Annotated in this window: 27 protein-coding genes; 17 read left to right on the top strand and 10 right to left on the bottom strand. The window is 63.0% G+C overall.

The window, feature by feature from the left end:
* Positions 1 to 46: 46 nt before the first annotated feature.
* The 5 genes from ftsZ (at position 47) to B9A15_RS06850 (ending at position 6,995) form a co-directional block, all read left to right on the top strand.
* Entirely contained in the window at positions 47 to 1,645 is a 1,599-nt protein-coding gene (ftsZ, locus tag B9A15_RS06830; protein WP_084409299.1) for a cell division protein FtsZ, read from the top strand.
* 306 nt (positions 1,646 to 1,951) lie between these two features.
* Positions 1,952 to 2,890 carry a UDP-3-O-acyl-N-acetylglucosamine deacetylase gene (lpxC, locus tag B9A15_RS06835; RefSeq protein WP_139798246.1) on the top strand — a complete coding sequence of 313 codons (939 nt, stop codon included), beginning with the start codon at positions 1,952 to 1,954 and terminating at the stop codon, positions 2,888 to 2,890.
* Between the two features lie 345 nt (positions 2,891 to 3,235).
* Positions 3,236 to 4,081 carry an outer membrane protein assembly factor BamD gene (locus B9A15_RS06840; RefSeq protein ID WP_244556832.1) on the top strand — a complete coding sequence of 282 codons (846 nt, stop codon included), beginning with the start codon at positions 3,236 to 3,238 and terminating at the stop codon, positions 4,079 to 4,081.
* A gap of 134 nt (positions 4,082 to 4,215) precedes the next feature.
* A complete protein-coding gene (gene recN, locus B9A15_RS06845) occupies positions 4,216 to 5,889 on the top strand; it encodes a DNA repair protein RecN (protein WP_084409301.1) in 1,674 nt (557 codons plus the stop codon).
* Positions 5,886 to 6,995: an FAD-dependent oxidoreductase gene (locus B9A15_RS06850; protein WP_084409302.1), complete on the top strand. Its 1,110-nt coding sequence runs from the start codon at positions 5,886 to 5,888 to the stop codon at positions 6,993 to 6,995. The genes recN and B9A15_RS06850 overlap by 4 nt, the downstream gene beginning before the upstream one ends.
* A gap of 112 nt (positions 6,996 to 7,107) precedes the next feature.
* Here the strand turns inward: B9A15_RS06850 and B9A15_RS06855 are convergent, their stop codons facing one another.
* Positions 7,108 to 7,410 carry a type II toxin-antitoxin system RelE/ParE family toxin gene (locus B9A15_RS06855; protein ID WP_084409303.1) on the bottom strand — a complete coding sequence of 101 codons (303 nt, stop codon included), beginning with the start codon at positions 7,408 to 7,410 and terminating at the stop codon, positions 7,108 to 7,110.
* Complete coding sequence (locus tag B9A15_RS06860) at positions 7,407 to 7,670, bottom strand: ribbon-helix-helix domain-containing protein (RefSeq protein WP_139798249.1); 264 nt, start codon at positions 7,668 to 7,670, stop codon at positions 7,407 to 7,409. Before B9A15_RS06860 ends, B9A15_RS06855 begins: the two co-directional genes overlap by 4 nt.
* A gap of 173 nt (positions 7,671 to 7,843) precedes the next feature.
* On the opposite strand from B9A15_RS06860, the gene ligA reads away from it, so the two are divergent.
* The 9 genes from ligA (at position 7,844) to B9A15_RS06905 (ending at position 16,178) form a co-directional block, all read left to right on the top strand.
* Positions 7,844 to 9,964 (top strand): NAD-dependent DNA ligase LigA, encoded by a 2,121-nt coding sequence (gene ligA / locus B9A15_RS06865; RefSeq protein WP_084409305.1) that lies wholly within the window; start codon positions 7,844 to 7,846, stop codon positions 9,962 to 9,964.
* Between the two features lie 157 nt (positions 9,965 to 10,121).
* On the top strand, positions 10,122 to 10,631 hold the full coding sequence (locus tag B9A15_RS06870) for a YbjN domain-containing protein (protein ID WP_084409306.1): 510 nt from the start codon (positions 10,122 to 10,124) through the stop codon (positions 10,629 to 10,631).
* 336 nt (positions 10,632 to 10,967) lie between these two features.
* Positions 10,968 to 11,711, top strand: coding sequence for an AzlC family ABC transporter permease (locus tag B9A15_RS06875; RefSeq protein WP_244556821.1), 744 nt, complete (start codon positions 10,968 to 10,970; stop codon positions 11,709 to 11,711).
* Between the two features lie 3 nt (positions 11,712 to 11,714).
* Positions 11,715 to 12,011 carry an AzlD family protein gene (locus tag B9A15_RS06880; RefSeq protein ID WP_084409307.1) on the top strand — a complete coding sequence of 99 codons (297 nt, stop codon included), beginning with the start codon at positions 11,715 to 11,717 and terminating at the stop codon, positions 12,009 to 12,011.
* Positions 12,012 to 12,241: 230 nt separating this feature from the next.
* Entirely contained in the window at positions 12,242 to 12,802 is a 561-nt protein-coding gene (gene petA, locus B9A15_RS06885; RefSeq protein ID WP_084409308.1) for a ubiquinol-cytochrome c reductase iron-sulfur subunit, read from the top strand.
* Positions 12,803 to 12,825: 23 nt separating this feature from the next.
* Complete coding sequence (locus tag B9A15_RS06890) at positions 12,826 to 14,130, top strand: cytochrome b (RefSeq protein ID WP_084409309.1); 1,305 nt, start codon at positions 12,826 to 12,828, stop codon at positions 14,128 to 14,130.
* Between the two features lie 36 nt (positions 14,131 to 14,166).
* Positions 14,167 to 15,090: a cytochrome c1 gene (locus B9A15_RS06895; protein WP_084409440.1), complete on the top strand. Its 924-nt coding sequence runs from the start codon at positions 14,167 to 14,169 to the stop codon at positions 15,088 to 15,090.
* 105 nt (positions 15,091 to 15,195) lie between these two features.
* Positions 15,196 to 15,516 carry a heme-degrading protein HmuQ gene (gene hmuQ / locus B9A15_RS06900; protein WP_084409310.1) on the top strand — a complete coding sequence of 107 codons (321 nt, stop codon included), beginning with the start codon at positions 15,196 to 15,198 and terminating at the stop codon, positions 15,514 to 15,516.
* A 110-nt stretch (positions 15,517 to 15,626) separates the two neighbouring features.
* Positions 15,627 to 16,178, top strand: coding sequence for an adenine phosphoribosyltransferase (locus B9A15_RS06905; protein ID WP_084409311.1), 552 nt, complete (start codon positions 15,627 to 15,629; stop codon positions 16,176 to 16,178).
* A gap of 37 nt (positions 16,179 to 16,215) precedes the next feature.
* Here the strand turns inward: B9A15_RS06905 and B9A15_RS06910 are convergent, their stop codons facing one another.
* From B9A15_RS06910 to B9A15_RS06930, 5 genes are all read right to left on the bottom strand, one after another.
* Complete coding sequence (locus B9A15_RS06910) at positions 16,216 to 16,686, bottom strand: MaoC family dehydratase (RefSeq protein WP_084409312.1); 471 nt, start codon at positions 16,684 to 16,686, stop codon at positions 16,216 to 16,218.
* Positions 16,683 to 17,147, bottom strand: a complete 465-nt coding sequence (locus tag B9A15_RS06915) for a MaoC family dehydratase (protein WP_084409313.1) — start codon at positions 17,145 to 17,147, stop codon at positions 16,683 to 16,685. The genes B9A15_RS06910 and B9A15_RS06915 overlap by 4 nt, the downstream gene beginning before the upstream one ends.
* Positions 17,148 to 17,166: 19 nt before the next feature.
* Positions 17,167 to 18,270, bottom strand: coding sequence for a redox-regulated ATPase YchF (ychF, locus tag B9A15_RS06920; protein ID WP_084409314.1), 1,104 nt, complete (start codon positions 18,268 to 18,270; stop codon positions 17,167 to 17,169).
* Positions 18,271 to 18,446: 176 nt separating this feature from the next.
* On the bottom strand, positions 18,447 to 18,710 hold the full coding sequence (locus B9A15_RS06925; protein WP_084409315.1) for a DUF2312 domain-containing protein: 264 nt from the start codon (positions 18,708 to 18,710) through the stop codon (positions 18,447 to 18,449).
* 204 nt (positions 18,711 to 18,914) lie between these two features.
* Entirely contained in the window at positions 18,915 to 19,241 is a 327-nt protein-coding gene (locus B9A15_RS06930; RefSeq protein ID WP_084409441.1) for a DUF1244 domain-containing protein, read from the bottom strand.
* A 322-nt stretch (positions 19,242 to 19,563) separates the two neighbouring features.
* Between B9A15_RS06930 and B9A15_RS06935 the strand changes: the two genes are divergently transcribed.
* Positions 19,564 to 19,959: a DUF1036 domain-containing protein gene (locus B9A15_RS06935; RefSeq protein WP_139798264.1), complete on the top strand. Its 396-nt coding sequence runs from the start codon at positions 19,564 to 19,566 to the stop codon at positions 19,957 to 19,959.
* On the top strand, positions 19,956 to 21,392 hold the full coding sequence (gene pyk / locus B9A15_RS06940) for a pyruvate kinase (protein ID WP_084409317.1): 1,437 nt from the start codon (positions 19,956 to 19,958) through the stop codon (positions 21,390 to 21,392). The genes B9A15_RS06935 and pyk overlap by 4 nt, the downstream gene beginning before the upstream one ends.
* 51 nt (positions 21,393 to 21,443) lie before the next feature.
* Here pyk and B9A15_RS06945 read toward each other — a convergent pair whose 3' ends face one another.
* On the bottom strand, positions 21,444 to 22,007 hold the full coding sequence (locus B9A15_RS06945) for a polysaccharide biosynthesis/export family protein (protein WP_170923195.1): 564 nt from the start codon (positions 22,005 to 22,007) through the stop codon (positions 21,444 to 21,446).
* Between the two features lie 535 nt (positions 22,008 to 22,542).
* Between B9A15_RS06945 and B9A15_RS06950 the strand changes: the two genes are divergently transcribed.
* Positions 22,543 to 23,394, top strand: a complete 852-nt coding sequence (locus tag B9A15_RS06950) for a hypothetical protein (protein WP_084409318.1) — start codon at positions 22,543 to 22,545, stop codon at positions 23,392 to 23,394.
* A 131-nt stretch (positions 23,395 to 23,525) separates the two neighbouring features.
* Here the strand turns inward: B9A15_RS06950 and sbmA are convergent, their stop codons facing one another.
* Positions 23,526 to 24,779, bottom strand: coding sequence for a peptide antibiotic transporter SbmA (sbmA, locus tag B9A15_RS06955; RefSeq protein WP_084409319.1), 1,254 nt, complete (start codon positions 24,777 to 24,779; stop codon positions 23,526 to 23,528).
* A gap of 155 nt (positions 24,780 to 24,934) precedes the next feature.
* Complete coding sequence (gene coaA / locus B9A15_RS06960) at positions 24,935 to 25,912, bottom strand: type I pantothenate kinase (RefSeq protein ID WP_139798250.1); 978 nt, start codon at positions 25,910 to 25,912, stop codon at positions 24,935 to 24,937.

Raw genomic sequence — 25,912 nt, forward strand, 5'->3', positions numbered from 1 at the left:
CCGCGCGGCAAAACGGCCTCGGAAATTGGTAAAGAGGAAAAAGGCAATGAGCATTACCCTCAACAAGCCCGACATCACCGAACTGAAGCCCCGCATCACGGTGTTCGGCGTTGGCGGCGGCGGCTGCAACGCCGTCAACAACATGATCAATGCCGGCCTCGAGGGTGTCGAATTCGTCATCGCCAACACGGACGCCCAGGCGCTGCGCTCCTCCAAGGCCGAGCGGCTGATCCAGATGGGCGTCGCCGTCACCGAGGGTCTCGGCGCTGGCTCTCAGCCTGAAGTCGGGCGTGCGGCGGCCGAAGAGTCGATTGACGAGATCTGCGATCACCTCCTCGGCTCGCATATGTGCTTCGTCACCGCCGGCATGGGCGGCGGAACCGGCACGGGCGCGGCCCCGGTGGTTGCCCGCGCGGCGCGCGAGAAGGGCATCCTGACTGTCGGCGTTGTCACCAAGCCCTTCCATTTCGAGGGCATGCGCCGCATGCGCATCGCCGAGCAGGGCATCGAAGAGCTGCAGAAGAATGTCGACACGCTGATCGTCATTCCGAACCAGAATCTCTTCCGCATCGCCAATGACAAGACGACCTTTGCCGACGCCTTCGGCATGGCCGATCAGGTCCTTTATTCCGGCGTTGCCTGCATCACCGACCTGATGGTCAAGGAAGGCCTGATCAATCTCGACTTCGCCGACGTGCGTTCGGTGATGCGCGAGATGGGCAAGGCGATGATGGGCACGGGCGAGGCCTCCGGCGAGAACCGCGCTCTGGCGGCGGCCGAAGCGGCCATTGCCAATCCGCTTCTCGACGAGACCTCGATGAAGGGCGCGCGCGGCCTTCTGATCTCCATCACCGGCGGACGCGATCTCACGCTCTTTGAGGTGGACGAGGCGGCGACCCGCATCCGCGAGGAAGTCGACCAGGAGGCCAACATCATCCTCGGCGCGACCTTCGACGAGAATCTCGAAGGCGTCATTCGCGTCTCGGTCGTCGCGACCGGCATCGACAAAGTGGAAATGGCGAAGGCCGAGCCGGTTCAGCCGGCCGTCGCCCAGACCGCGCCACGTCCGGCCGCCGCTCAGCCCGCGGCCGCCGCGCCCCAGCCCGCCCGCACGCCGATGCCCCAGGTGCCGGCTGCCCGCGCTGAAGCCCCGGCCGCGACCGCCCAGCGTCCCGGCCCGGCGCCGCGTCCGCAGGCCAGCGACGAGAACATCGACATGGACGACGATTTCACCGCAGCGCTCGCGGCTGAGATCGCTCAGGTGACGCCGGCCCAGCCGAAGCCTCAGGCGGCTCCCGTCGCCCGTGCGCCTCAGGCACCGACGGGCCGCATGCCCCAGATCGAGGACTTCCCGAGCGTGGTGAAGGCGGAGATCGAGAACCGGGCACAGGCTGCCGATTATCCGGCGGACGAGCGCGGTCCGATGGGTCTTCTTCGTCGTCTGACCACGGGCCTGTCGCGCCGTGAAGAGGACGAGGGCGGCTTTGGCGAAACCCGCGCAAGCGAGCCGCGTCATCAGGAGCCGGCTCCCACGCCGCGCCGTATGGCTGCCGAGTCGGCGGCCCGCCCAGCACCCCAGCCGCGCGCCCTATCCGACGAGGATCAGCTCGAAATCCCCGCCTTTTTGCGGCGTCAGGCGAACTGATCGTCACAGCGTTGCAAGACTGACACAAAGCCCGCCGTCACAAACGGCGGGCCTCATTCGTTCTAAGTATTGAAAAATATAGGTTTTTTACCTCAGCCGCGCCGCATCCGGTAACACGGAGTAAAGAAGCGTGATTTGTCGATTCCCAAGGTCCGTCATAGTAAATTTCCTACGATGTCGCTGGCTCGTCGGCAGGGGGATGCCGGATTAGAGCGATAGCGATCACCATGGGGAAACATCCGCCATCGCCCACAGTCGTTCGAGGCTGGAAGGATGGCTTGGCGGGAAAGGTTGCCGATAGTGTTGATGTATCAGCAGACGATTGCCGCGCCCGTCACATTCAATGGTGTCGGTGTCCATAGCGGGAGTCCGGTCTGCCTCACCCTTCAGCCGGCGAGTGCCGATACAGGCGTTTTGTTTCGCCGTCGTCTGGACGACGGCTCGGTTCGTGAAATCGCGGCGCTTTCGGCCAATACCCCTCGCATGGATCTTTCCACCGTCATCGGTGATCCGAGTGGCGTTCATGTGGCGACGATCGAGCATCTGATGGCTGCGCTCTACGCCATGGGCATCGACAATGTCGTCGTCGGGGTCGACGGCGCCGAGACGCCGATCATGGATGGCTGTTCGGCGGCTTTCGTCTCGGCGATCGAGGAGGCCGGCGTCGTCAGCCAGCCGGTCAAGCGTCGTTACATCCGCGTGCTGAAGACCGTTTCCGTCGAGATGAATGGCGCGCGGGCCGAATATCGCCCGCATCACACGACCCGGTTCGAGATCGCGATCGACTTCGACTGCGCGACTATCGGCCAGCAGACCTATGCCGCCGACCTGACCGCGGAGCGCTTCAAGCGCGATCTGTCGCGCGCCCGCACCTTCGGCTTCATGAAGGATGTGGAGCGGCTTTGGGCGAATGGCTATGCTCTCGGCTCCTCGCTCGCCAATTCCGTCGTAATCGATGTGGATGGTGCGATCGTCAATCCGGACGGTCTTCGCTATGAGGACGAGTTCGTTCGCCACAAGGCGCTGGACGCGGTCGGCGATCAGGCTTTGGCGGGCTCGCGGATCCTTGGTTGCTACGCGTCCTATCGCGGCGGCCATCGCCTGAACGCCATGGCGCTGTCGGCGCTTCTGGCGGATCGCACGGCCTATGAAGTGGTCGAGCTTCCCTCGCGCCGGGTCGATCCGGTTCGTCATGCCCCGCTCGTGGCGGTCGCCGCGCCGGCTTACGGGCCGCAAATGCTCTGAGCGGGATTGGGTGGCGGATTGCCTCCTGCACGCGAGCGTCCATGACAGACAATGTTTCGACGCCCGGCCGCTCGCGCGCGCCGGGCGTTTTGCATTGGTTGCGCGTCGGGGGCGAGCCTTAAGCGTGGCGGGAAATCTGCATTTCATAAGGAATGAATCATTCATTACCAATTTCCAGGCGCCACGCGCATTGACTCTGGCCGCCATAAAATGGCCCTGTCCCAATGTGTATGCGTGGCCGAGAACGCGCCGGTCTCTGAACGGAGAAGGGGCCGAGACGATCGCAGGGCAGGGGGCCCTTTGGGGATGATGAAGTCGTACAAGGCTGGGGGAACAAGAGTGTCGATGCGCCTGAAGGGTGCCGGGCTCGCCCTTGCTCTTGCCACCACCCAGATCGGGCTTTCGGGCTGTATGTCCGATGGCGGATCCGAGGTCGATGTCCTGGCGCTTGCCGCTCAGACCGAACGGCCCGACGTGTTGTACAATCAGGGCCTTGCCAATCTCGAAGGCGGCCGGCTCGGCGAAGCCGCGGCCAAGTTCGAGGCGATCGACCGCCAGCATCCCTATTCGGAATGGGCCCGCAAGGCGCTCGTGATGAAGGCCTTCACCAACTACCGTTCGGGCGCCTATGAAGAGGCGATCAACGCCGCCAAGCGCTATCTGTCGCTCTATCCGGGCACGGACGAAGCGGCCTACGCCCAATATATCATTGGCCTCAGCTATTGGCGGCAGATCCCCGACATCACGCGCGATCAGGCCGATGCGGCGCGCACGGCGGCGGCGATGCGTGAGGTGATCGACCGCTATCCCGATTCGCCCTATGTCGAGGATGCCCAGAACAAGCTGCGCATCGCCCGCGATCAGCTGGCCGGCAAGGAGTTGCAAGTCGGGCGCTATTATCTTGAGCGGCGCGAATATGTGGCGTCGATCAACCGCTTCAAGAACGTCGTCGATGTCTATCCGGACACGCGTCACGTGGAAGAGGCACTCGCGCGTCTGACTGAGGCCTATTACGCCATGGGTCTCACCGGCGAGGCGCAGGCAGCTGCGTCCGTTCTTGGGCAGAACTACCCGGATTCCCAGTGGTATCGGGACTCCTATGCGCTTCTCCAGCAAGGTGGCCTAGAGCCCCGGGCCGGCGGCGTCGGATCGTGGTTCTCGACGGCAGCCCGCAAGCTCACCGGCGCCTGAGCCGAACCATCAGTTTCCTCACACGGGCGCTCGTGTCGCCAAAGGCATGGCGACACGCCGGATGAAGACCTATTTTGGTCGGCGCGGCGACTGTGCCGTTGCCATTCCGGCTTTGTTCTTCTACCCGTCAGGCCATGCTCGTTCATCTTGCGATCCGCGATATCGTTCTCATCGAGCGGCTGGACCTCGGACTGGAGGAAGGCCTTGCAGTCCTGACCGGTGAGACCGGCGCGGGTAAATCCATCATGCTCGACGCTCTTTCGCTGGCCCTTGGCGGGCGCGGTGACGGCTCGCTCGTTCGCCATGGCGAGGACAAGGGCGAGGTGACGGCGGTCTTCGACGTGCCGGCCATCCATCCGGTGCGCGAGCTTCTTGGCGCCAACGGCTTCGACACCGATGGCGACGTTATCCTGCGCCGGGTCCAGAACGCCGACGGACGCACCCGCGTCTTCATCAATGATCGTCCGTCCAGCGTTGCCTTGATGCGCGATATCGGCGCGGCTCTCGTCGAAATCCACGGCCAGCATGCCGATCGCGCATTGGTCGATCCAGCGGCCCACCGCTCCCTGCTCGATGCCTTCGGCGGTCTCTCGCTGGATGTGGAAGCGGTCTCTGCCGCCCATCGGGCTTGGCGCAAGGCGGCCGATGCGCTGAAGACCCAGACGGAAAAGGTCGAGCGTGCGGCGCGGGAGGCGGAATATCTCCGCGCGTCGGTGGAAGAGCTGTCCGAGCTTCACCCCCTGCCTGGCGAAGAAGAAGAGCTTGCCGAAAAGCGCGCGGTCATGATGCGCTCGGAAAAGATCGCGACCGATGTCAACGACGCTCATGAAGAATTATCCGGCCACAGCTCGCCCGTGCCGGGCCTCGTCAATCTTCTGAAACGTCTCGATCGCAAGCGTGACGAGGTGCCCGGCCTTCTCGACGAGGTGATCGAACGTCTGGGCACGGGCGTCGACGCGCTGGCCGACGCGCAAATGGCCCTTGAAGGCGCAATCCGAACGCTTGAATTCGATCCCCAGGCGCTGGAAGCGGCCGAGGAACGCCTCTTTGCCTTGCGCGCCGCTGGCCGTAAATTTTCCGTTCCCGTCGATGAACTTGCCGATCTGGCGGCGAAGATGATTGCCGACCTTGCCGATGTGGATGCGGGCGAAGAGCGCCTGCGGCAGCTGGAAAACGAGGTCTCGACGCGGCGCGAGGCCTTCGACGCTGCGGCCGCGAGCCTTTCGGCCAAGCGCCATGCAACCGCCGGAAGCTTAGCTGCCGCCGTCATGGCCGAATTGCCGGATCTCAAGCTCGAACGCGCCGAATTCATCGTCGCCCTCGCCAGCGATAGCGATCGACCCTCGGCAAGCGGCATCGACGAAGTCGAATTCCATGTGCGCACCAATCCGGGCACACGCGCCGGCCCGATGATGAAGGTCGCTTCGGGCGGCGAGTTGTCGCGCTTTCTCCTGGCCCTGAAAGTGGCGCTGGCCGATCGCGGATCGGCGCCGACGCTCGTCTTCGACGAGATCGATACCGGCGTCGGCGGGGCGGTCGCTGACGCGATCGGGCGGCGCCTTGCCAGGCTCTCGAAGACCGTTCAGGTGCTAGCGGTCACCCATGCGCCTCAGGTTGCCGCGCGGGCCGCCACTCATCTGCTCATCTCCAAAGCCGCCGCCAATGGCGAGGACAAGGTCGCGACCAAGGTCGTGGCCATCGACATGGACGCCCGCCGCGAAGAGATTGCCCGGATGTTGGCCGGCGAGAGGGTGACGGACGAAGCGCGTGCGGCCGCGGCCCAGTTGATCGGCGCGCAGGCATCATGACGCCGCAGGACGGACCTGTCGTCATTGCGGGCGCGGGGCCTGTCGGCCTCACTCTGGCCGTGGAGCTCCATCGGCGCGGGCTCCCCTTTCGGATTGTCGATCGCGGAAAGGGGCCGACGCCCCCGGAGGAATCCCGCGCTCTCGCCATCCTGCCGACGACGCTTGCCGTTCTGAAGAGCTCCGGCGTGGCCGATCGCCTGCTGGCTGACGGACACCCCATCCGCCAAATGGAGATGCGGTTTGGTCCGGGACGATCGGTACGGCTGCCCTTGAGCGATGCGCCCACAGACACGCCCTTCATCCTCTCGCTCCCGCAGGGGCGGACCGAGCGCCATCTGCTAGCCTTGCTGGAAGAGCGCGGCGTCGCCATCGAATGGGGCGTCGCGGTGGAGGATGTCTCCCAAACTCACCGTCCGAAAGTTCGGCTGTCCAGCGGCGATATGATCGACGCCCATGCCCTTGCGGGCTGTGATGGCGTTCGATCGACCGTGCGCGAGGCGCTCGGTATTCCGTGGAGCGGCGAGGGCTATCCCGGCGACTTCTCGCTGGCCGATGTCACCTTGGACCCGAGGCCTGATCCCTCCACGGGCATCGTCGATCTCGGCACTGACGGCGGAGCGCGGGCGCTTCTTCCCTTTGGCGATGGCCGCGCGAGGCTGATCGGCATGGTCACGAACCCAGATGACCTCGTCGCGCATCTTGAGGGCGTAACGGATGTCGGCTGGACATCGCGCTTCCATGTGGCCTTCCGGCACGCCGAGCGCATGGCCCGTGGCATGGTGTTCCTCGCCGGCGACGCGGCCCATGTCCATTCGCCGGTCGGTGGGCGCGGCATGAATCTCGGGATATGGGATGCGGCCTGGCTGGCTTTCCTCCTCTCCGAAGGGCGCGCCAGCGAATATGAAATGCGACGCCTGCCGAGTGTCAGGGCGATCTTGGACCAGACGCGCGCGATGACGGATTTCGTTTCGGGCCCGCCGGGCTGGGCACGGACCTTGCTGCGCTACGGATTGCCCTTGGCGCTCCATCTGCCGCCCGTCCGACGCGGCCTCGCGGCGCGCATCCTGGCGCTCGATCTACCCAAGCCGGAGTGGCTCGATAGGTGAATATCGCGGTAAGACCGAAATGCGATGAGTCGGGATCGCTATTTCACCATAAGTGTTTTTTCTGCATTATTTTGCCCGAAAAGTCATGCAACTTCTTGGGCGGCAGCATGCTCTAGTCACCTGCCACATATTGGCGGCCGCGATAGAGAATGTCGATGATTTCGACGCTTTCGTTCTCGACGCGATAGAGTATCACCGCCCTATTCTCGAACGGGACCGTGCGGATGTTGGGTCCAAGGTCAGACCGTAGCCTACCGCCGGTCGGCGCGTCACCGATCTTTCGACATCGCTGCTCTATACGGTCCACAAAGGACAAAGCGACATCGAGAGAGCCGGTCTTGTCCGCTATGAAATGCGCGATGGAGGAAAGAGAGTCGATCGCGACGGCTGTGAGGAAGACGGGAAGCTGCTTCAAAGCCTTCCAAATTCCTTTCGAAGCTCGGCGCGAACCTGCTCGGTCGCGGTGCTGAGCTCGACACGAGGTCTGGGGTCGTCCTTCGCGATCCGCATGCGCTCGCGAAGATCTTCGCTGTCCGCGTCCTCGAGAGGCCCGTCGAGACTCGCGATGGCTTCACGCATCAGGGCGTCCAGACTGGCGAATTCTCCGGTTTCCACGCGCTGCATGACACGGTCCGCCATCTCGTCCGGGAGCGTTACTGTCAATGTTCGCGGCATGGATGTCTCCTCGATCGGCTCGGCCCATGATGTGTCCCAAAGATCGGCGGACGCAAGATGTCCGCCAGGGTGTTCGACACTAGTTTCACTTGATCGAACAGGTCTAAGACCCGCCGGGCGCCCGGCTCGTGCCGGGCTGTGGCAACCGCGTCAGCAGGGGACGGATTGAGACGATGAGCGAGCCGGACGTGGAGACGATGAGCGCGGAGGAGGCGGCCGAAGAGCTGAAGCGGCTCGCTGCCGAGATCGCCGAACATGATCGGCGCTACTATCGCGAGGACGCGCCGACCGCCTCCGACGCGGAATATGACGCGCTGCGCCGGCGCAATGCGGCGATCGAGGCGCGCTTTCCAAGCTTGATTCGCGAGGACTCGCCCTCCGTTCGCGTCGGTTCGGAGGTGTCGGAGAAGTTCGGCAAGATCCGCCATGCGCTGCCGATGCTCTCTCTCGACAACGCTTTCTCCGACGAGGATGTCGCCGATTTCGCCAAGCGCGTGCGCCGCTTTCTGAAGCTGGAGGAGGACGCGCCGCTCGCCATCACGGCCGAGCCGAAGATCGATGGCCTGTCGCTCTCGATCCGTTACGAGAGAGGCGAGATGGTCTCGGCGGCGACACGCGGCGACGGGACGACGGGCGAGGACGTGACCCGCAACGCCCGCACCATCGCCGATATTCCGAATCGCTTGAAGGGTCCTGCGCCGGAGGTCTTCGAGGTGAGGGGCGAGGTCTATATGAGCCATGAGGCCTTTGCCGAACTCAATGCTCGGCAAGCGGAAAGCGGCGGCCAGATTTACGCGAACCCACGCAACGCCGCCGCCGGTTCCCTGCGCCAGCTGGACGCCTCGATCACACGCTCGCGCAAGCTGAAATTTTTCGCCTATGCCTGGGGGGAGGCGAGCGAGCTTCCCGGCGAAACCCAGACGGAGGTGGTCGCCGCGATCGCGGATTATGGTTTTCAGGTCAACGCGCTGATGAAGCGCTTCGATTCCATCGAAGGTCTCATCGAGCACTATCACCTGATCGAAGCGCAGCGTGCGAGCCTCGGTTACGACATCGACGGTGTCGTCTATAAAGTCGATGATCTGGCGCTTCAGAAGCGGTTGGGGTTCGTCTCGCGCTCGCCGCGCTGGGCGATCGCCCACAAATTTCCGGCCGAGAAGGCGACGACCGTCCTCAAGGACATCGAGATCCAAGTCGGCCGCACCGGCGCGCTCACGCCGGTCGCCAAGCTCGATCCGGTCACCGTCGGCGGCGTCGTCGTCACCAATGCGACGCTCCACAATGCCGACGAAATCGCCCGGCTCGACATTCGGATCGGCGACACGGTCGAGATTCAACGGGCCGGCGACGTCATCCCGCAGGTGCTTGGCATCGTCGAGGACAAGCGGCCGAAAGGGGCCGAGCCCTTCCTCTTTCCGACCGTCTGCCCTTGCGAACTCAAGACCGACATCGTTCAGGAAGAGACGGCCTCGGGCGCGCAAAGCGTCGTGCGCCGCTGCACGGGCGAATTCGCCTGTCCCTATCAGCGCCGCGAGCATCTGAAGCTCTTCGTCTCGCGAAAGGCTTTCGACATCGACGGGCTCGGCGACAAGCAGGTCGACTTTTTCTACGACGATCCGGACTTTCCCGTCCGCACGCCGGCCGACATTTTCACCCTCAAGCGGCGCAACGACGCGGGTCTCAAGAAGCTGAGGGATAAGGAAGGTTTCGGCGAGGTCTCCGCGAGAAACCTCTTTGAGGCGATCGAAGCCCGGCGGACGATCGGGCTCGACCGGCTGATCTTCTCCTTCGGCATCCGGCATGTGGGCGAGGCGACGGCGAGGGTCCTGGCCCGCGCCTACGGCACTTTCGAGGCCTTTCACGAGGCGGGGCTGAAGATCGCGGCCGAAGACGAAGCCGCGCGGGAGGAGATGGATGCGCTCGACGATATCGGCGATGCGGTCGTCACGGCTGTCGCGCGCTTCTTTTCCGAAGATCACAATCTGAAACTTGTCGAAGCCCTTGTGGCCGAGCTTCAAGTCGAAGCTGTGGAGAAGCCCGCAGAGACCTCGCCCGTCAGCGGCAAAACGGTCGTCTTCACCGGCGCTCTCGAAAAGATGACCCGCGACGAGGCCAAAGCGATAGCCGAGGGACTCGGCGCCAAGGTGGCCGGTTCGGTCTCGAAAAAGACCGATCTCGTCGTGGCGGGTCCCGGTGCCGGTTCGAAGCTCAAAAAGGCCTCGGAACTCGGCATCGAGGTGATCGACGAGGATGCCTGGTTTGCGCGGATCGGGCGCGACGTGCCCGCCGGGTGAGCGGTGCGTGACGATCGGGCAGGGCCGAGGCCGGCAAGGACGCCCGCGATGCGTCAGGGCAACGGGGCCGGTTCAATTCGGCGTCAAGCGGTTTTGAGCGCTTGCGAAAGGCGGTCGCTCGCCCTGAGATAGGGGCGATCGATTCCAAGGACTTGCGATGCCTTTCTCCCGTGCCGCCCTCGCGGCTTCTCTGCTTTTCGCCGCCATTCCCGCAGCCGATGCGGCCGGGGCGATCGGCATCCCAGTCGCCGACGAGACTCAAAGCCTCATCGGCGCCGACGACACCGAAGCGATCCGGGCGATCGCGGAAGGCTATGGCGAGGCGCGGATCGTCGAACTCGACAATGGCGATCCGGCGATCGTCGGCGATATCAATGGCACGGCCTATCAGCTGTTCTTCCTCGACTGCACCGATGGAAAAGCCTGCGAAGCCCTCAACTTTTATGCGGTCTGGGATGTCCAGACCGTCTCGGTCGGCACGATCAATCTGTGGAACCGGACTGCGCCGCTCAACAAGGCCTATCTGACGGAAGAGAACCGCCCAGTCATCGAGATGAGCCTGCCGCTGGCCGGCGGCATCGCGCCCGGTCAACTGAAATACGTGCTGGACCAATGGACCATCGCGCTCGCCGAGTTCCCGCGCAGCGTCGTCTATCCCGAAGAATGATCCGTTCGAAGGGTCTGGTCGAAAATCCTCGACGAGACCTGAATGGTGGAGAGGCATCGGAAGATCGGTTCTAAGGGAAGAGAGCGAGCGCTCTTCACTCTCTCCAGTCGCAAAGAGGTGAGACGGCTGCTTGATCTCCAGGAGCGTGGGGCCTAACTCCTCGCTCTGCCGAAGACCGCCCAAGCATGCGGCGCGGCAAGCTTTTCCGGCAGCGATGGCGGGAGAAGCCGTTTTGATCGCGTTCCCGACCGTCGGCCCGCGCCTCTTAGGCCGGGTTCGTCGCCCCATCCCGCTCTGTACTCTTTCACTCTCTGTTCGAAGGAGGGGTCGTTCCGCGTGTCCCAAACTCGGTCTTCAGATCTTCATCAACTTGCGGGCTCAGAGATCGAAGCTGCGCTCCGACAGGTTTTTCCGGTCTTTCTGGCGGTTTTCCCCTTCGGCATGGTCTATGGCGCGATCGCCCTCGGCGATGGGCTGACCCTTCTCGAGGCGATGGGTTTTTCGGCCACCGTCTTCGCCGGCGCCTCGCAATTGGCGGCGCTGCAGCTCATCGGGATCGGAGCCCCGGTCTGGACGGTGCTGCTCACCGTCTTCGCCCTGAACTTCCGTCACATTCTCTATTCGGCGTCGATCGGGCGCCATCTCACTCGCTTTTCGCCAGCCGCCAAGGCAGCGGCCTTCTTCCTTCTTGTCGATCCGATCTTCGGTGCGGCGGAAGCACGTGCGGCCGAAAGACCGCTCACCAAGCGCTATTACTTCACTTACGGGATGGCGCTTTACATCTGCTGGCTGGCCTCGACGCTCATCGGCGCCTTGTTCGGTTCGCTGATCGAGGAGCCGGAGGCGTTCGGCCTCGATTTCGTTCTACCGGTCTATTTTCTCGCTTTGGTCATGACCTTTCGCAGTCGGCGCACGTTCTGGCCCGTCGCCGGAACGAGCGCCATCGTCTCGATCGCCGTGACTTACGTGATTGGCCCGCCCTGGCACGTGACCCTCGGGGCGCTGGCGGGCATCGCGGTGGCCGCCGCCATGAAGCCACCAGAGCGTGGCGAGACCCATTCGACGGAGAAGGAGGCCTAAGCGATGTCGGAATTCTGGATCATTGTCGTCCTCGCCGGTCTCCTCACCTATGTGACGCGTTTCGGTGGGTATATCCTCATCTCGCGGATCGGACGCTTGCCACCGCGTCTGGAGGCGGCGCTCGACGCGGTGCCGGCCGCCGTGTTGACGACGATCTTCGCGCCGGTGCTAATTACGGGCGATTGGCCGGAGCGAATCGCTCTTGTGATCTGCGGTCTTCTCGCCCTGCGCCTGCCGTTGATCGTCACGGTGGCCGTCGGGGCGACCGGCGTCGCTCTGACGCGCGCGCTCATCGGCTGAAGCCCTCGGCCCAAAGGCGGTGTGAGGCTTGCCCGATTGCCACGGCCGCCACGATTTCGACCCATTCCAGACTGGACAAGCCGGTTCTTGGGGGCATAGAAGCGCGAAACCTTCTATTGCCCTGCGGCGATGTGCGACCATAGGCGGTGCGCCAAACCCTTGCCGCGGCCACTGAAATTTCGCAAGAACCGGGGTGACCTGGACATCGTGAGTCAAGGAGAGGCTCAGCCGTGAGCGTGAACGAAACCGCCGATCCCAATCGCCGTGATTTTCTCTACATTGCCACTGGCGCCGTGGGCGTCGTCGGTGCCGCAGCCGTCGCCTGGCCGTTCATCGACCAGATGAACCCGGACGCGGCAACGCTGGCGCTCGCATCGATCGACGTCGATGTCAGCCAGGTGGCCGAGGGACAGTCGATTACCGCAAAATGGCGTGGCAAGCCGATCTTCATCCGCCAGCGTACGGCCCAGGAGATCGAGGAAGCCAAGGCCGTCGATCTGTCCGATCTGAAGGACCCGATCGCGCGCAACGCCAATCTGCCGGGCGATGCGCCCGCCACCGACGAGAACCGCTCAGCCGAGGGTAAGGAAGCCTGGCTGATCATGGTCGGCGTCTGCACCCATCTTGGCTGTATCCCGCTCGGACAGGCCGGCCCTTATGACGGCTATTTCTGCCCGTGCCATGGCTCGTCCTACGACACGGCCGGGCGTATTCGGCAGGGGCCTGCGCCGGAGAATATGGCGATCCCGCCATTCGCCTTCACCGACGACACGACCATCCGTATCGGCTGACGAGAGGGAGGAAAGAAACGAAGATGAGTGGTCATTCTTCCTATGTGCCGTCGAACGGCATTATGCGCTGGCTGGATGCGCGGCTGCCGCTGCCGCGCATGGTCTACGACTCGTTCGTGGCCTATCCGGTTCCGCGCAATCTGAACTACGCCTACACCTTCGGCGGCATTCTGGCGCTGTTCCTCGCGGTTCAGATCCTGACCGGCGTCGTCCTGGCTATGCATTATGCCGCTTCATCGGCTCTGGCTTTCGAGTCGGTCGAAAAGATCATGCGCGACGTCAACTGGGGTTGGCTCCTGCGCTATATGCATGCGAACGGCGCATCCTTCTTCTTCATCGCCGTCTATCTCCACATCTTCCGCGGCCTATATTACGGTTCCTACAAGGCGCCTCGCGAAGTGTTGTGGATCCTCGGCGTGGTCATCTTCCTTCTGATGATGGCGACGGCCTTCATGGGCTATGTTCTGCCCTGGGGTCAGATGTCCTTCTGGGGTGCGACGGTCATCACCGGCTTCTTCACCGCATTCCCGCTGATCGGCGATCCCATCCAGCAGCTTCTGCTCGGCGGCTTCTCGGTCGACAATGCGACGTTGAACCGCTTCTTCTCGCTACACTACCTTCTGCCCTTCATGATCGCTGGCGTCGTGATCCTTCACGTCTGGGCGCTGCACGTGACCGGCCAGACCAACCCGACCGGCGTCGAGGTGAAGTCCTCCAAGGACACGGTGCCTTTCACGCCCCATGCGACCGTCAAGGACGGCCTTGCCATGGTCGTGTTCCTGGCCTTCTTCGCCTACATGATCTTCTACCTGCCGAACTATCTCGGCCATCCGGATAACTACATCGAGGCGAACCCGCTGAAGACGCCAGCGCATATCGTGCCCGAATGGTACTTCCTGCCGTTCTACGCGATGCTGCGCGCCATCACCTTCAATATCGGCCCGATCGACTCCAAGCTCGGCGGCGTGTTGGTGATGTTCGGCTCGATCATCGTGCTGTTCTTCCTGCCATGGCTCGACACCAGCCGGGTCCGCTCGACCGCCTATCGGCCGATGTACAAGATCTTCTTCTGGATTTTTGCCGCCGACTGCGTCTTCCTCGGATGGCTCGGTTCGCGTCCGGCCGAGGGCATCTATCCGGCGCTCGCGCTCATCGGCACGATCTACTATTTCGCCCATCTCCTCATCGTCCTTCCGGTTCTCGGCCTCATAGAAACACCGAAGAAGCTGCCGAACTCGATCACCGAAGCGGTGCTCGGAAAGGCGGCGGCCAAAGGTGGCGCCGGTCAGCCTGCGGGCGCGGCGGCATCGCCGGACACCAAGGGCTGACGGGTTCAAGCGTTGGGGATAGAACCTATGAAAAAAATGCACCTGGCTATCGTAGCCACCTGCCTGATGGTCATGCCTGTCGGCATGGCCTCGGCTCAAGAGCAGACGATGGAGAACGGCGCCTCCATCGAGTCCAACCCGGATCAGGCGGTCGAGGACGCCGGCGTCATCTCCGCCGAAGAGGGACACGCGGAAACCCCGCATTACCCTCTGAAGCATCCGCACGAGATGGATTGGAGTTTTGCCGGACCTTTCGGCAAATGGGACCTCGGCCAGCTCCAGCGGGGCTTCAAGGTCTATAAGGAGGTCTGCGCGGCCTGCCATTCCATGAATCTCGTGGCCTTCCGCAATCTGGAAGCGCTCGGATACAGCGAAGAGCAGGTTTCGGCGATCGCGGCCGAATATACGGTCACCGACGGACCGGACGCTTCCGGCGAGATGTTCGATCGTCCTGCCACCGGCTCGGACTACTTCCCGGCGCCCTATCCGAACCCGGAAGCGGCGGCGGCGTCCAACAACGGCGCGGTCCCGCCGGACTTCTCGCTGATCGCCAAGGCCCGCGCCGTCGAGCGTGGCTTCCCGACCTTCGTCTTCGACCTGTTCTCCCAATATCAGGAGGCGGGACCGGACTATATCCATGCGCTTCTGACGGGCTATGGCGAAGAGCCGCCGGCGCACGTGACGATTCTCGACGGGACCTATTACAATCCGTATTTCATCTCGGGTCCTGCGCTCGCCATGCCGCAGCCGATTTATGACGATCAGGTGGACTATCCCGATGGGACGCCCCAAACGGTCGATCAATATTCGCGGGATGTTTCGGCCTTCCTGATGTGGGCGGCGGAGCCCCATCTTGTCGAGCGCAAGGCCACGGGCTTTATCACGATGATCTTCCTGATCATCTTCGCGGTCCTGATGTTCCTGGTGAAGCGCCGTGTCTGGTCGGGCTTCGCCCACTAAGGACGCACCCAACATTCTGAGACGTAGAGAAGGGGGCTTCGGCTCCCTTTTCGTTTTCTCGGGGCTTCGCTATCAGGGGCGAACGATCGATCGAGGAGGATCCCGATGTATATCGCCATGAATCGCTTCAAGGTTCTGCCGGACGCCGAGGCCGAATTCGAACAGGTCTGGATGGGGCGCGACTCGAAATTGCGGGACGTTCCTGGCTTCGTGGAGTTTCATCTCCTGAGAGGCCCGAAACGCGAGGGCTATCAGCTCTATTCCTCGCACACGATCTGGGCCGACTATTCGAGCTTCGAAGCCTGGACCAAGTCCGAAGCCTTCCGCCAGGCCCATGGCGGCGCCGGCTCGACCAAGCCGCTCTATCAGGGCCATCCCGAATTCGAGGGCTTCGAGGTCATTCAGACCATCCAGAAGGCCAGCTGAACAAGCGCATCCCGCGTTTCGGCGATTCTGAAGACGGCGAACGCGCGCGAGATCGTGCCGTAGATATTCAACGAGCGCTGAGGCCCCTTGATCTCGGGGCTTCGGCGTCGATGTCAGAAAAGCAGAGCCCCTTGACCGATTTCCGTGCTGCCATTCGAACGATCCCCGACTATCCGAAGCCCGGGATTCTGTTTCGCGACATCACGACCTTGCTGGCCGATCCAATCGCATTCCGTGCCGCCGTCGATGCGCTCGTTGCCCCTTATGCCGATCAGCGCATTCGCCATGTGGCCGGGATCGAGGCGCGTGGGTTCATTCTCGGCGGGGCGCTCGCCCATCAGCTGACCGCCGGCTTCGTGCCCATTCGCAAAAAGGGCAAGCTGCCGCACGAGACCATCCGGGTCTCCTACGATCTGGAATACGGGACCGACGAGATCGAGCTTCACAAGGACGCCATCAAGCCGGGTGAGCGCGTATTGTTGACGGACGATCTGATCGCCACCGGCGGGACGGCGACGGGCGCCATCAAGCTTCTGCGGGAACTCGGCGCCGAGATCGTCGCCGCCTGCTTCGTCATCGATCTTCCCGATCTCGGCGGCGCGCAGAGGATTCGCGATCTCGGCGTCGATGTACGGACGCTGGTGTCCTTCGAGGGACACTGAACGAAAATATGAAGGCGCGGCCGGGCCGCGCCATTCTTCAATCGGTGCCGAGAAAGGCGGCGCCGTCGAACGTCATCACGGACACGCCGTCCTGATTGACCGCTTCGACTGCGAAACCGATGATCCCCCAGCCGGGCCGTGAGCGTGACACGCGCTTCTCGCTAACACGGTGGCTATAGGCGATCCAATCGCCCGCAAAGACCGGATGGGGCCAGCGGATCGACTTGATGCCCGGCGAGGGGCCGAATTTCGGCATCGAATGACCTGCCGCGAGCCATTCCTTCAAGATGCGCTTCCGCCATGCGACATTGAGCTTCATATAGACCGCCGCCGTGTGCCAGCCGGACGCGCAGTGACCGCCGAGCAGCGTCTTCTTGGCGGCCTCGGGATCGAGATGGAAGCGCTGCGGATCGTATTTTTCGGCGAAGGCGATGATCGCCTCGGATGTGAATTCGTAAGAGCCGAGATCGTGCGTACGGCCCAATTCGATGGAGTCCCACAGGCTCATGCGATCGTTCCTTCCTCATGGGCCTGCCGGGTGAGGCAATAGAGCAGATGTTCGCACACGGCGGTCGTCTCGCCGGTCTGATTTTGGAGCTCGGTGCGCAGGGTCACGAGGCCGAGAAAGGGCTTCTTGGTCGATACGCGCGACGTCAGAACGGTCGAGCTGCCCGATAGGACGTCTCCAGGCTTGACGGGCCTCTTCCAGTCGATGTGATCGACACTGGACGAGCCTTGCGACGTGGAATTCAGAAGATAGGCGTCGCAGATCATCCGCATCATGATCCCGGCCACATGCCAGCCCGAGGCCGAGAGCCCGCCGAGCATCGAGGCGGCGCCCGCCGCCTCGTCGAGATGGAAGGGCTGTGGATCGAACTCAGCGGCGAATTCCACGACTGCATCGCGCGTGACCGCGTAGTCGGCGAGGGGAAACACACGTCCAGGCGTGAAATCTTCGAGAACGAGCATTGAGAAGCTCCGATCGCCGTCAGACGTTGAATTTGAAAAGCATCACGTCGCCATCGACGACGACATATTCCTTGCCTTCGTCACGCGCCTTGCCCGCCTCCTTGGCACCAACTTCGCCGCCGAGCCCGACATAGTCATCGAAGGCGATCGTCTGGGCGCGGATGAAGCCCTTCTCGAAATCGGTGTGGATGACGCCGGCGGCCTGGGGCGCCTTGGTGCCCTTGCCGACGGTCCAGGCGCGCGTTTCCTTCGGACCAGCGGTGAAATAGGTGATGAGATCGAGAAGATCGTAGCCAGCGCGGATCAGCCGATCGAGGCCAGGCTCGGCAAGGCCCATGGCTTCCAGATAATCGCCGACCTCGTCTTCGGGCAGCTGAGCGATCTCGGCCTCGATCGCGGCCGAGATGACGACCGTGCCGGCGCCCTGGTCGGCGGCCATCTTCGCGACGGCGGCCGAATGGGCATTGCCCTCGGCGGCATCGGCCTCGGCGACATTGCAGACATAGAGGACGGGTTTGGAGGTCAGAAGGTTGAGGCCGCGCAGCTCCCGCTTTTCCTCCGCGTCCATCTCCTTGGCTGCGACGCGCACCGGCTTGCCTTCGTTGAGGACAGCGAGTGCCTTTTCCATGATCGGCAGCTGGGCGAGAGCTTCCTTGTCCTTGCCGGTCGCCTTCTTGCGCGTATTGACGATGCGGCGTTCGAGGCTCTCGAGATCGGCGAGCATCAGCTCCGTCTCGACCGTCTCGGCGTCGGCCACCGGATCGATGCGCCCTTCCACATGGGTGATGTCGTCATCCTCGAAGCAGCGCAGCACATGGACGATCGCGTCCACTTCCCGAATATTGGCGAGGAACTGGTTGCCGAGACCCTCGCCCTTCGACGCGCCGCGCACCAGGCCGGCAATGTCGACGAAGGTGATGCGGGTCGGGATGATGTTCTGGGACTTGGCGATGCCGGCGATCGCCTTCATGCGTGGATCGGGCACGGCGACATCGCCGGTATTCGGCTCGATCGTGCAGAAGGGGTAATTGGCGGCCTGGGCCGCGGCCGTCTTGGTGAGGGCGTTGAAAAGCGTCGACTTGCCCACATTGGGCAGGCCGACGATGCCGCATCTGAAACCCATCGGATGATCCTTCGAAAGCGCACAGGTCGCGGCGCCATCCCTGTGCGCCGCCTTTGGGAAGGCTGTTTGCAACCTGCCGCGCCAAGGGTCAACATGGCGACGAAAAGCATCAGGGCGACCGTCCCCTTTCGAGAGCGATCGCCCTGGCATTGATCGAAGCGGCCCGACGGAGCCAATCAGCTCTGCGGAAAATCCGGCGCCATGCCGAGAGCCTGGAGATAGAGGTCGAGGATCGCCTCCTGCTCCTGGCGCTCGTTCTGATCCTGCTTGCGCAGCGAGATGACCTTGCGCAGCACCTTGGTGTCGAAACCGTTGCCCTTGGCCTCGGCATAGACGTCCTTGATGTCGTCCGCGATGGTCTTCTTTTCTTCTTCGAGCCGCTCGATGCGTTCGACGAAGGAACGCAACTGGTCTCCCGCGACTTCGCTCACATCGGACATGTATGCCTCGCTCCTCGGCTTGAATGGTCGTTGGCGTCGGCGTGATCCGCCTCGTCGCCCAATGCGGCAAGGTCGGAAGGCGCGCGCCCTCTGATGGACGACATCTCGCAGCAAGGCGTGACCATAGGGTTAACGAGGCCTTTCCGCCATCGATCGCCTTATGGACGCCCCGTTCGCCAGCGCCTGTCTAAAACGCTGTGCCGCTTAATGCTTGTCCCGGCTTTCGAAGGCGGCTTTGGCGTCCGGGCTTGCCTCGCTCTGATGCTCGGCCACCCAATCGTCATAGGGCATGCCATAGACGATCTCGCGGGCCTCGCTCTTGGTCAGCGTGACGCCGCCCGACTCGGCCGCTTCCTGATACCAGCGCGACAGGCAGTTGCGGCAGAAGCCGGCGAGATTCATGAGATCGATATTCTGAACGTCGTTGCGCTCGCGCAGATGCTCGACGAGGCGGCGAAAGGCGGCGGCCTCGAATTCGGTTCGGTTGTCGCCGGCGAGGGTGGGGGCTGCGGTCTTGGTCGCGTCGCTCATCGGGCGCCGTCCTTTCTCTTCGATTTCAGTCTCGTCGGGTCCGATATCGCCATCCGACATCAATCGATCAAGCGTGAGGCGCCTCACCATTTTCGCGGTTGCGCCTCGGAGACCGGCCATCGATCGGCGTCTCACGGCTTCATTTTCTTGCCGCAGCTTTGCTGCATGAGCGTCGTCTCGTTGACTTGAGACGGGGCTACAACCATTGTCGAAGCCTTCAATCGATTCGCATGAGGGTCCAATACCGATGACTGCGGTGGGGTTCGAACGGGCGCGGCCTTGGCTTGTCGCGGTCCTGTCGGTGACTGGCGGAGCGGCGCTGATGACGCTTGTCGGAGCCGGCGAGGCCCGTGCCGATTTCAGGGTCTGCAACGGAACCCAGTCTCTGGTGGGCGTCGCGATCGGCTATCGCGCCGATGCCGGCTGGACCAGCGAAGGCTGGTGGCGCATTCCGGCGACGAGCTGCAAGACGATCATCGAGGGCCAGCTCTCCTCCCGCTATTATTACCTCTATGCCGAGGACGCCAATGGCGAGGCCCGCTGGGCCGGCGACATCAATATGTGCGTGGCGGAAAACGAATTCAAAATCGCCGGCGTCTCCGAATGCTTCCAGCGTGGCTATCAGCGCATGGGCTTTCGCGAATACGACACCGGCGAACAGGCAAGCTGGATGGTGCAACTCACCGAAACCCCCGGCGTGGCAACGGAGCAGCAATGAGACGCAATCGACGCGTGAAGATCCTCGCGACCCTCGGCCCGGCATCGTCGACCGAGGAGCAGATCGCAGAACTGCACAAGGCGGGCGCCGACGTCTTCCGCATCAATATGAGTCATACCGATCATGACCTGATGCGCGCGCTCGTCGGCCGAATCCGCAATGTGGAGGCCGCGATCGGCCGTCCGATCGGCATTCTGGCGGACCTGCAGGGCCCGAAGCTGCGCGTCGGTAAATTCGCCAATGGCTCGGAAATGTTGGAGATCGGCCAGGACTTCACGCTGGACGACAATCCCGAGCCGGGCGATTCGACTCGTGTCCATCTGCCCCATCCCGAAATTCTGGAAGCGGTCGAGGTCGGTCACCGCCTCCTGATCGACGACGGGCGTCTCTTTCTCGAATGTATCGAGACCGACAAGCGCTCGATCCGCTGCAAGGTTGTGGCGGGAAGCAAGATTTCCGACCGCAAAGGCGTTTCGCTTCCCGACACGACACTCTTGAGCGGTGCGTTGACCGACAAGGACCGGCGCGATCTCGACGCCGTCCTGGAGGCCGATGTGGACTGGGTGGCGCTCAGCTTCATCCAGCGGCCGGAGGACATGGCCGAGGCGCGCAAGATCGCGCGCGGCCGGGCCTGGCTTCTGGCCAAGATCGAAAAGCCGCAGGCGGTGGAGCGTCTCGACGAGATCATCGAACTCTCCGACGCGATCATGGTGGCGCGCGGCGATCTCGGCGTCGAATTGCCGCTGGAAGCGGTCCCCGGCATTCAGAAGCGCATCACCCGCGCCTGCCGCAAGGCCGGTAAGCCGGTGGTCGTCGCGACCCAGATGCTGGAATCGATGATCACCGCGCCGGTGCCGACACGCGCCGAGGTGTCGGACGTCTCGATCGCCGTCTTCGAAGGCGCGGACGCGGTCATGCTCTCGGCCGAGTCGGCTGCCGGCGATTATCCGGTTGAGGCGGTCGCGACCATGGATCGGATCGCCATTCAGGTGGAGAAGGACCCGCTCTATCCGGGCATCATCTTCGCCCAGCGCCCCGAACCGGAAGCAACGGGCGCGGACGCGGTCTCGCTCGCGGCGCGTCAGATGGCCGAAACCCTCGACGTTTCGGTCATCGTCACCTACACGGCGACCGGAACGACGGGTCTTCGCGCCTCGCGCGAGCGGCCGCGCATTCCGCTTCTCGCTCTTTCGCCGGTCGCCAAGACGGCTCGCCGTCTGTCGCTCGCCTGGGGGCTCCATTGCGTCGTCACTGAGGACGCGCAATCGCTCGACGACATGGTCGACAAAGCTTGCCGGCTGGCCGTGGAGCAGGGCTATTCGCGAGCCGGTCAGCGGCTGATCGTGACGGCCGGTGTGCCGCTGCGCATGCCGGGCGCGACCAATATGCTGCGGATCGCCTATATCGGCTCGGACGGCCTCTCGGCTGTCTGACGCCGCGCTCGCGATCTCAGAAGACAAGTTGGGCGGGCGCTGGATCGGCGATCAGAACCAGCGCTCGCGAATATAAAGCGTATCACCGGGCAGGATCGGGTCGGAAATGTTCACCCGTCCGGTGACCACGCGCCCGCCGATCTCGCGGGTGATGTCCACATTCTCCTGCTCGGCGCGGGGCGTATAGCCGCCGGCGATCGCCACGGCCTTCTGCACCGTCATCCCCGGCACATAGCTGTATTGGCCGCCCTGGGTGACCTCGCCCATGATGAAGAAGGGGCGGTACTGCTCGACGCTCACCGTGATATCGGGATCGCGCAGATACCCATCGCGCAGGCGGTCGGCGATTTCGCCTTCGAGCTGGTTCGCGGTGCGTCCGCGGGCCGGAACGGCGCCGATAAGCGGCACGGAGATATAGCCGGCCTTGTCGACCGGATAGGCATTCGTCAATTCCGCCTGTTCGAAGACCGTCAGCCGGACGACGTCGCCGCTATCGAGATGATAGGGCTTGTTGATCACGGAATGGAAGGCGGGTGGCGCGGGCTTGTAGGACGCGCAACCGGCGGTGATGGCGAGCACCACGCCGAAGACCGAAAGTGCCGCTTTCCTCATCATGTCCAGTCTCTTCTCCGGATCGCCCGTCTCGTGCCGTGACCATTGTCTTTGAGGGCTCGCACGCAAGGATGGATGGTCCGATCGCGCTTGCGGCGCTCTCCCATCCAGCGTTCTGCGAGGATGCCGGGACCCTTGTCTCGACGCCCGCTCGCCCTGCCTGTCCGCCGCGCCGTCCCGTCCGCGCTGTCGCTTCAGACGAGCCTTCCGAGACGTATCCGACCCCATATGATTTACATTTGTTAGGGTTAAGCATTGGTGAATGCTGCCCTGTGCTTCGGCGTCTCCTGATGTCTTGCGACGGCCGGTTAACGGCCTGGTTACCCTTCCAGGCCAAACTCTTGACCGATCGGCCTTTTCGGCAGGGCTCAAAGCCGGGCCGGCTGCCGCGACATGGTGGCGGGCAGCTCGGATCGACGCAGGGGCGGCCGCAACCGAGCCGTCGAGCCAGGCCTTGCGCGATGGCGGAGATGAGAGGCGACGATACTTCGGGCTTTGCGCGACGCGTTGGCCGAGATGGATTTCGAGAGGTGGTGTGATGAAAGGCGCAGACGAATCGGGTGTCGGCCAATCGGCGCCGATCCACGCCGCCTCGACGGGTGCCGCAAGAGGGAAGTCGACCGACAAGTCGGCGCGGCTGGCGATCGAAGCGGGCCCCGGACAGGGTTATGAAAAGGCGTTGATGGATATGGCGAGTATCGACATGGAGGTGGGCGCTTCGGCTCCCGCTGAAGCCGAGACGGACGATGCGCGCCGCCCGAGCGAGGCGGGCGCCCATGCCGAGCGGGTGAGCCCAAGCGATCCGGCGAGCCCCGAGCGTGTGACCATCGACGAACTGACCATGGCAGCGAGCGAAAGCGCGGTCACGCGCCTCGTCGTCGTCACGCCGTTCGGCGACGAGGCATCGGAAAAGGGCGTTGTCGCACTGGCTCGCGCGATGACCCAACAACTCCAGCCGGTCGCGCTTCTCCAATTCGCCCAATCCAGGGGCCTTGGCGCCAGGCTGGGCGAGGAGAAGGGTTGGCTCGACGTGGTGGGCGGCGCGATCGGCATCGGCGAGGCCATCCATCGCGACGACGAAAGCCTGCTTCATGTGGTGCCCTCGGGCGGCATCGACATCGAGGCGCTGGATCAAGACGAATTGGCCGATCTCGCTTTCTATCTCGAAGCGTTTCAGAGCGCCTATCGCAGTTGCATCGTCCATCTACCGGTCGCAGCCCTCGACCACGTCGACGGGTTGAAGGGCGCCGAGACCGCCATCGTCGTGGCGGCCTCGGGCAGGAACGAGGACGATGTCGTGGAGATTGCGGCCCTCATCGCCGAGCAAGGTTATGGCGAGGTTCTTCACCTCGTCTGTGACGAGAGCGACGCGACGCCCGTCTACAACTGATCCAAGGCGGCCAGGGCGCGTCGCAAGCATATCGAATTTTCTGAAGCGCCCGGCGGCTGCTTCGACCAGATGCATGAAGAGGCGGGGCTATCGGGTCCCGCCTTTCTCTTTCTTCCAAGCGCTGTGTCGACCTATTCGCTCGCCGTCTGGCCAGCGAGCCAACGTTGATCAATCTCGGGAAGCGGTTCGTCATCGATCGCGGCTTCGAAGGCGCGCAAACGTTTATAGATCGACATCAGCTCGACGATCGTCGTCCATGAATTGATGAGATATTGGAACGAGGAGCGAACCTGATCGAATGCGTTGACGATCTGGTTCATGACCCCGAGCGTGATCGCCCCCGCCACGATCGTCGGGCCAAGAATGACGAGCGCGAAGATGTTGTCCGTTTGCAGATAACCAAAGCGCGCGACATTGAAATACATGTAGTGGAAGTAGAGGCGGAAATAATTCCGCCTGACATGGCCGAAAAGCTCGCGAATCTCCGGCGGGCGTGCGCGGTTTGCATCGTCCTCGCCATAGACGAGTTCCTTACGATAGGCCGCTTCCACCCGCTGGTTCTTGAATTCCAGACCCGGCAGCTTGATCCCGATCAACGCCAAAAGGCCGGTCCCGAGGGCTGACCAAATCAGCGCGGCGAAAACGAGCGCATAGGGGACCTCGCCGATAATCGGCAGTTGCGTGACATTTTTCGAAAGGGCCAGAAGCACCGGCAGGAACGCGATCAGCGTCATGACCGCGTCGATGAGCCGAACGCCAAGGCTCTCCGTGGTCGTCGAAAAGCGCATCGTGTCTTCCTGGACACGTTGGGACGCACCCTCGATCTTCCGCAGCTTCGACCAGTGGGACATGTAGTAGTCGTTCATCGCCGTCCGCCAACGGAAGATGTAGTGGCTGACGAAGAAGAGATTGAGCACGGCGATCGTGATCGCCACCAGCGCGATCGACAGGAACGTCGCGACGCCGGCGTAGAATTCCTCGACCGTCACCACCCGGGTCTTACCGAGAGCCGCTTGGATGAGATCGTAGAAGGAGCCGTACCACGCGTTGATGGCGACGGAGACCTGCACCTGAAAATAGACGACGAAAATGATCAGCGCCGAGCCGAGAATGGACCAACGCGCCCAGGGATGGGGTGAATAGATCATCCAGAAGGCGGCGAAGAGGCCGACCATCACCGTGTAATAGACATAGAACCAGAGAAAATCCGGCGTCCAGAAGACCGAAATGCCCACAACTGGCTCCTCACCCATCGGAGGGCGCGGCAGACCGAACCAAGGGCCGGCGTCTGAGGCAAAGCCATACCAAAGCGCGACGGCGAGGATCGTCCAGACGACGGCTGACAGAAAGAACGGCTTGGGATTGGGAAAGTAGGAAACGAACAAGGCGAACCTCGAAGCTATCGGGCCGACGACAGGAGGCGGCAGGGCCGCTCGCCCGCTTCTACAGTCTGCCGGGGCGTTTGGCCTCATGAAAAGTCGGTAAGCTTGGCCTGACCTTGATTGGCCGATCCTCAAATGCCGGCATATAGCCGGATCGGTCAGATCTTGCGCAAAGCGACCTGTTCGATCAGGTGATCCGGCCCTTTGGTCAGGATGAGATCGGCGCGCGGACGGGTCGGAAGAATGTTTTCCTTCAGATTGACCGCATTGATGTCGGCCCATAGGCCTTCCGCAATCTCCAGAGCATCCGTATCGGAAATCTTTGAATAGCGGTGGAAGAACGAGCCCTCCTCGCGGAAGGCCGTCTCGCGCAACCGCATGAAGCGGTCGATATACCAGCGATGAATGTCGTCCTCGGCCGCGTCGATATAGATCGAATAGTCGAAGAAATCCGAGACGAAGGGGATCGCCCGGCCATTGGGCGGCATATCCTGCACCTGCAGGACGTTGAGCCCCTCGAAGATCAGAATATCCGGTCGGTCGATGGTGATCGATCGCCCTTCGATGACGTCATAGACGAAGTGGGAATAGACCGGCGCCTTCACCTTGGGGGCGCCGGCTTTGACATCTGAAAGGAATCTCAGGATCGCGCCGACGTCGTAGCTTTCGGGAAAGCCCTTGCGGCGCATGAGGCCGTTTTGTTCGAGCACGGCGTTCGGGTAGAGAAAGCCGTCGGTCGTGACCAAAGCGACTTGCGGCGAGGACGGCCAGCGCCCGAGAAGCAATTGCAGGAGGCGCGCCGTCGTCGATTTGCCGACGGCCACCGAGCCGGCGATCCCGATGACGAAGGGCGTCTTTCGCGAGCCGCCATTTCCGGACAGAAAGCTCTGGCGCTGGCGAAACAGCAGCTGCGAGGCCTCCACATGGGCAGATAGCAGCCGCGACAAAGCGAGATAGATGCGCCGAACCTCGTCGAGATCGACCGGGTCGTTCATGGAGCGGATGCGCTCGAGCTCGTCGGCCTCGAGCGTCAGCGGCATATCGGCTCGGAACTTCGCCCAGGCCTCCGCCGAGAAGAACCGGTAAGGTGAAAGCCGGGTCGTCGGAGCGAGCTGGTCCATCGTCTTGCCGTTCAT

The organism is Fulvimarina manganoxydans (genome assembly GCF_900176465.1).
GTDB classification, from domain to species: Bacteria; Pseudomonadota; Alphaproteobacteria; order Rhizobiales; family Rhizobiaceae; genus Fulvimarina; species Fulvimarina manganoxydans.

Coding starts and splice junctions, on each gene's coding strand:
- ftsZ (WP_084409299.1), top strand. CDS start 47: ATGAGCATTACCCTCAACAAGCCCGACATCACCGAACTGAAGCCCCGC.
- lpxC (WP_139798246.1), top strand. CDS start 1,952: ATGTATCAGCAGACGATTGCCGCGCCCGTCACATTCAATGGTGTCGGT.
- B9A15_RS06840 (WP_244556832.1), top strand. CDS start 3,236: ATGCGCCTGAAGGGTGCCGGGCTCGCCCTTGCTCTTGCCACCACCCAG.
- recN (WP_084409301.1), top strand. CDS start 4,216: ATGCTCGTTCATCTTGCGATCCGCGATATCGTTCTCATCGAGCGGCTG.
- B9A15_RS06850 (WP_084409302.1), top strand. CDS start 5,886: ATGACGCCGCAGGACGGACCTGTCGTCATTGCGGGCGCGGGGCCTGTC.
- B9A15_RS06860 (WP_139798249.1), bottom strand. CDS start 7,670: ATGCCGCGAACATTGACAGTAACGCTCCCGGACGAGATGGCGGACCGT.
- ligA (WP_084409305.1), top strand. CDS start 7,844: ATGAGCGAGCCGGACGTGGAGACGATGAGCGCGGAGGAGGCGGCCGAA.
- B9A15_RS06870 (WP_084409306.1), top strand. CDS start 10,122: ATGCCTTTCTCCCGTGCCGCCCTCGCGGCTTCTCTGCTTTTCGCCGCC.
- B9A15_RS06880 (WP_084409307.1), top strand. CDS start 11,715: ATGTCGGAATTCTGGATCATTGTCGTCCTCGCCGGTCTCCTCACCTAT.
- B9A15_RS06890 (WP_084409309.1), top strand. CDS start 12,826: ATGAGTGGTCATTCTTCCTATGTGCCGTCGAACGGCATTATGCGCTGG.
- B9A15_RS06895 (WP_084409440.1), top strand. CDS start 14,167: ATGCACCTGGCTATCGTAGCCACCTGCCTGATGGTCATGCCTGTCGGC.
- hmuQ (WP_084409310.1), top strand. CDS start 15,196: ATGTATATCGCCATGAATCGCTTCAAGGTTCTGCCGGACGCCGAGGCC.
- B9A15_RS06905 (WP_084409311.1), top strand. CDS start 15,627: ATGTCAGAAAAGCAGAGCCCCTTGACCGATTTCCGTGCTGCCATTCGA.
- B9A15_RS06910 (WP_084409312.1), bottom strand. CDS start 16,686: ATGAGCCTGTGGGACTCCATCGAATTGGGCCGTACGCACGATCTCGGC.
- B9A15_RS06915 (WP_084409313.1), bottom strand. CDS start 17,147: ATGCTCGTTCTCGAAGATTTCACGCCTGGACGTGTGTTTCCCCTCGCC.
- ychF (WP_084409314.1), bottom strand. CDS start 18,270: ATGGGTTTCAGATGCGGCATCGTCGGCCTGCCCAATGTGGGCAAGTCG.
- B9A15_RS06925 (WP_084409315.1), bottom strand. CDS start 18,710: ATGTCCGATGTGAGCGAAGTCGCGGGAGACCAGTTGCGTTCCTTCGTC.
- B9A15_RS06930 (WP_084409441.1), bottom strand. CDS start 19,241: ATGAGCGACGCGACCAAGACCGCAGCCCCCACCCTCGCCGGCGACAAC.
- B9A15_RS06935 (WP_139798264.1), top strand. CDS start 19,564: ATGACGCTTGTCGGAGCCGGCGAGGCCCGTGCCGATTTCAGGGTCTGC.
- pyk (WP_084409317.1), top strand. CDS start 19,956: ATGAGACGCAATCGACGCGTGAAGATCCTCGCGACCCTCGGCCCGGCA.
- B9A15_RS06945 (WP_170923195.1), bottom strand. CDS start 22,007: ATGATGAGGAAAGCGGCACTTTCGGTCTTCGGCGTGGTGCTCGCCATC.
- B9A15_RS06950 (WP_084409318.1), top strand. CDS start 22,543: ATGAAAGGCGCAGACGAATCGGGTGTCGGCCAATCGGCGCCGATCCAC.
- coaA (WP_139798250.1), bottom strand. CDS start 25,912: ATGAACGGCAAGACGATGGACCAGCTCGCTCCGACGACCCGGCTTTCA.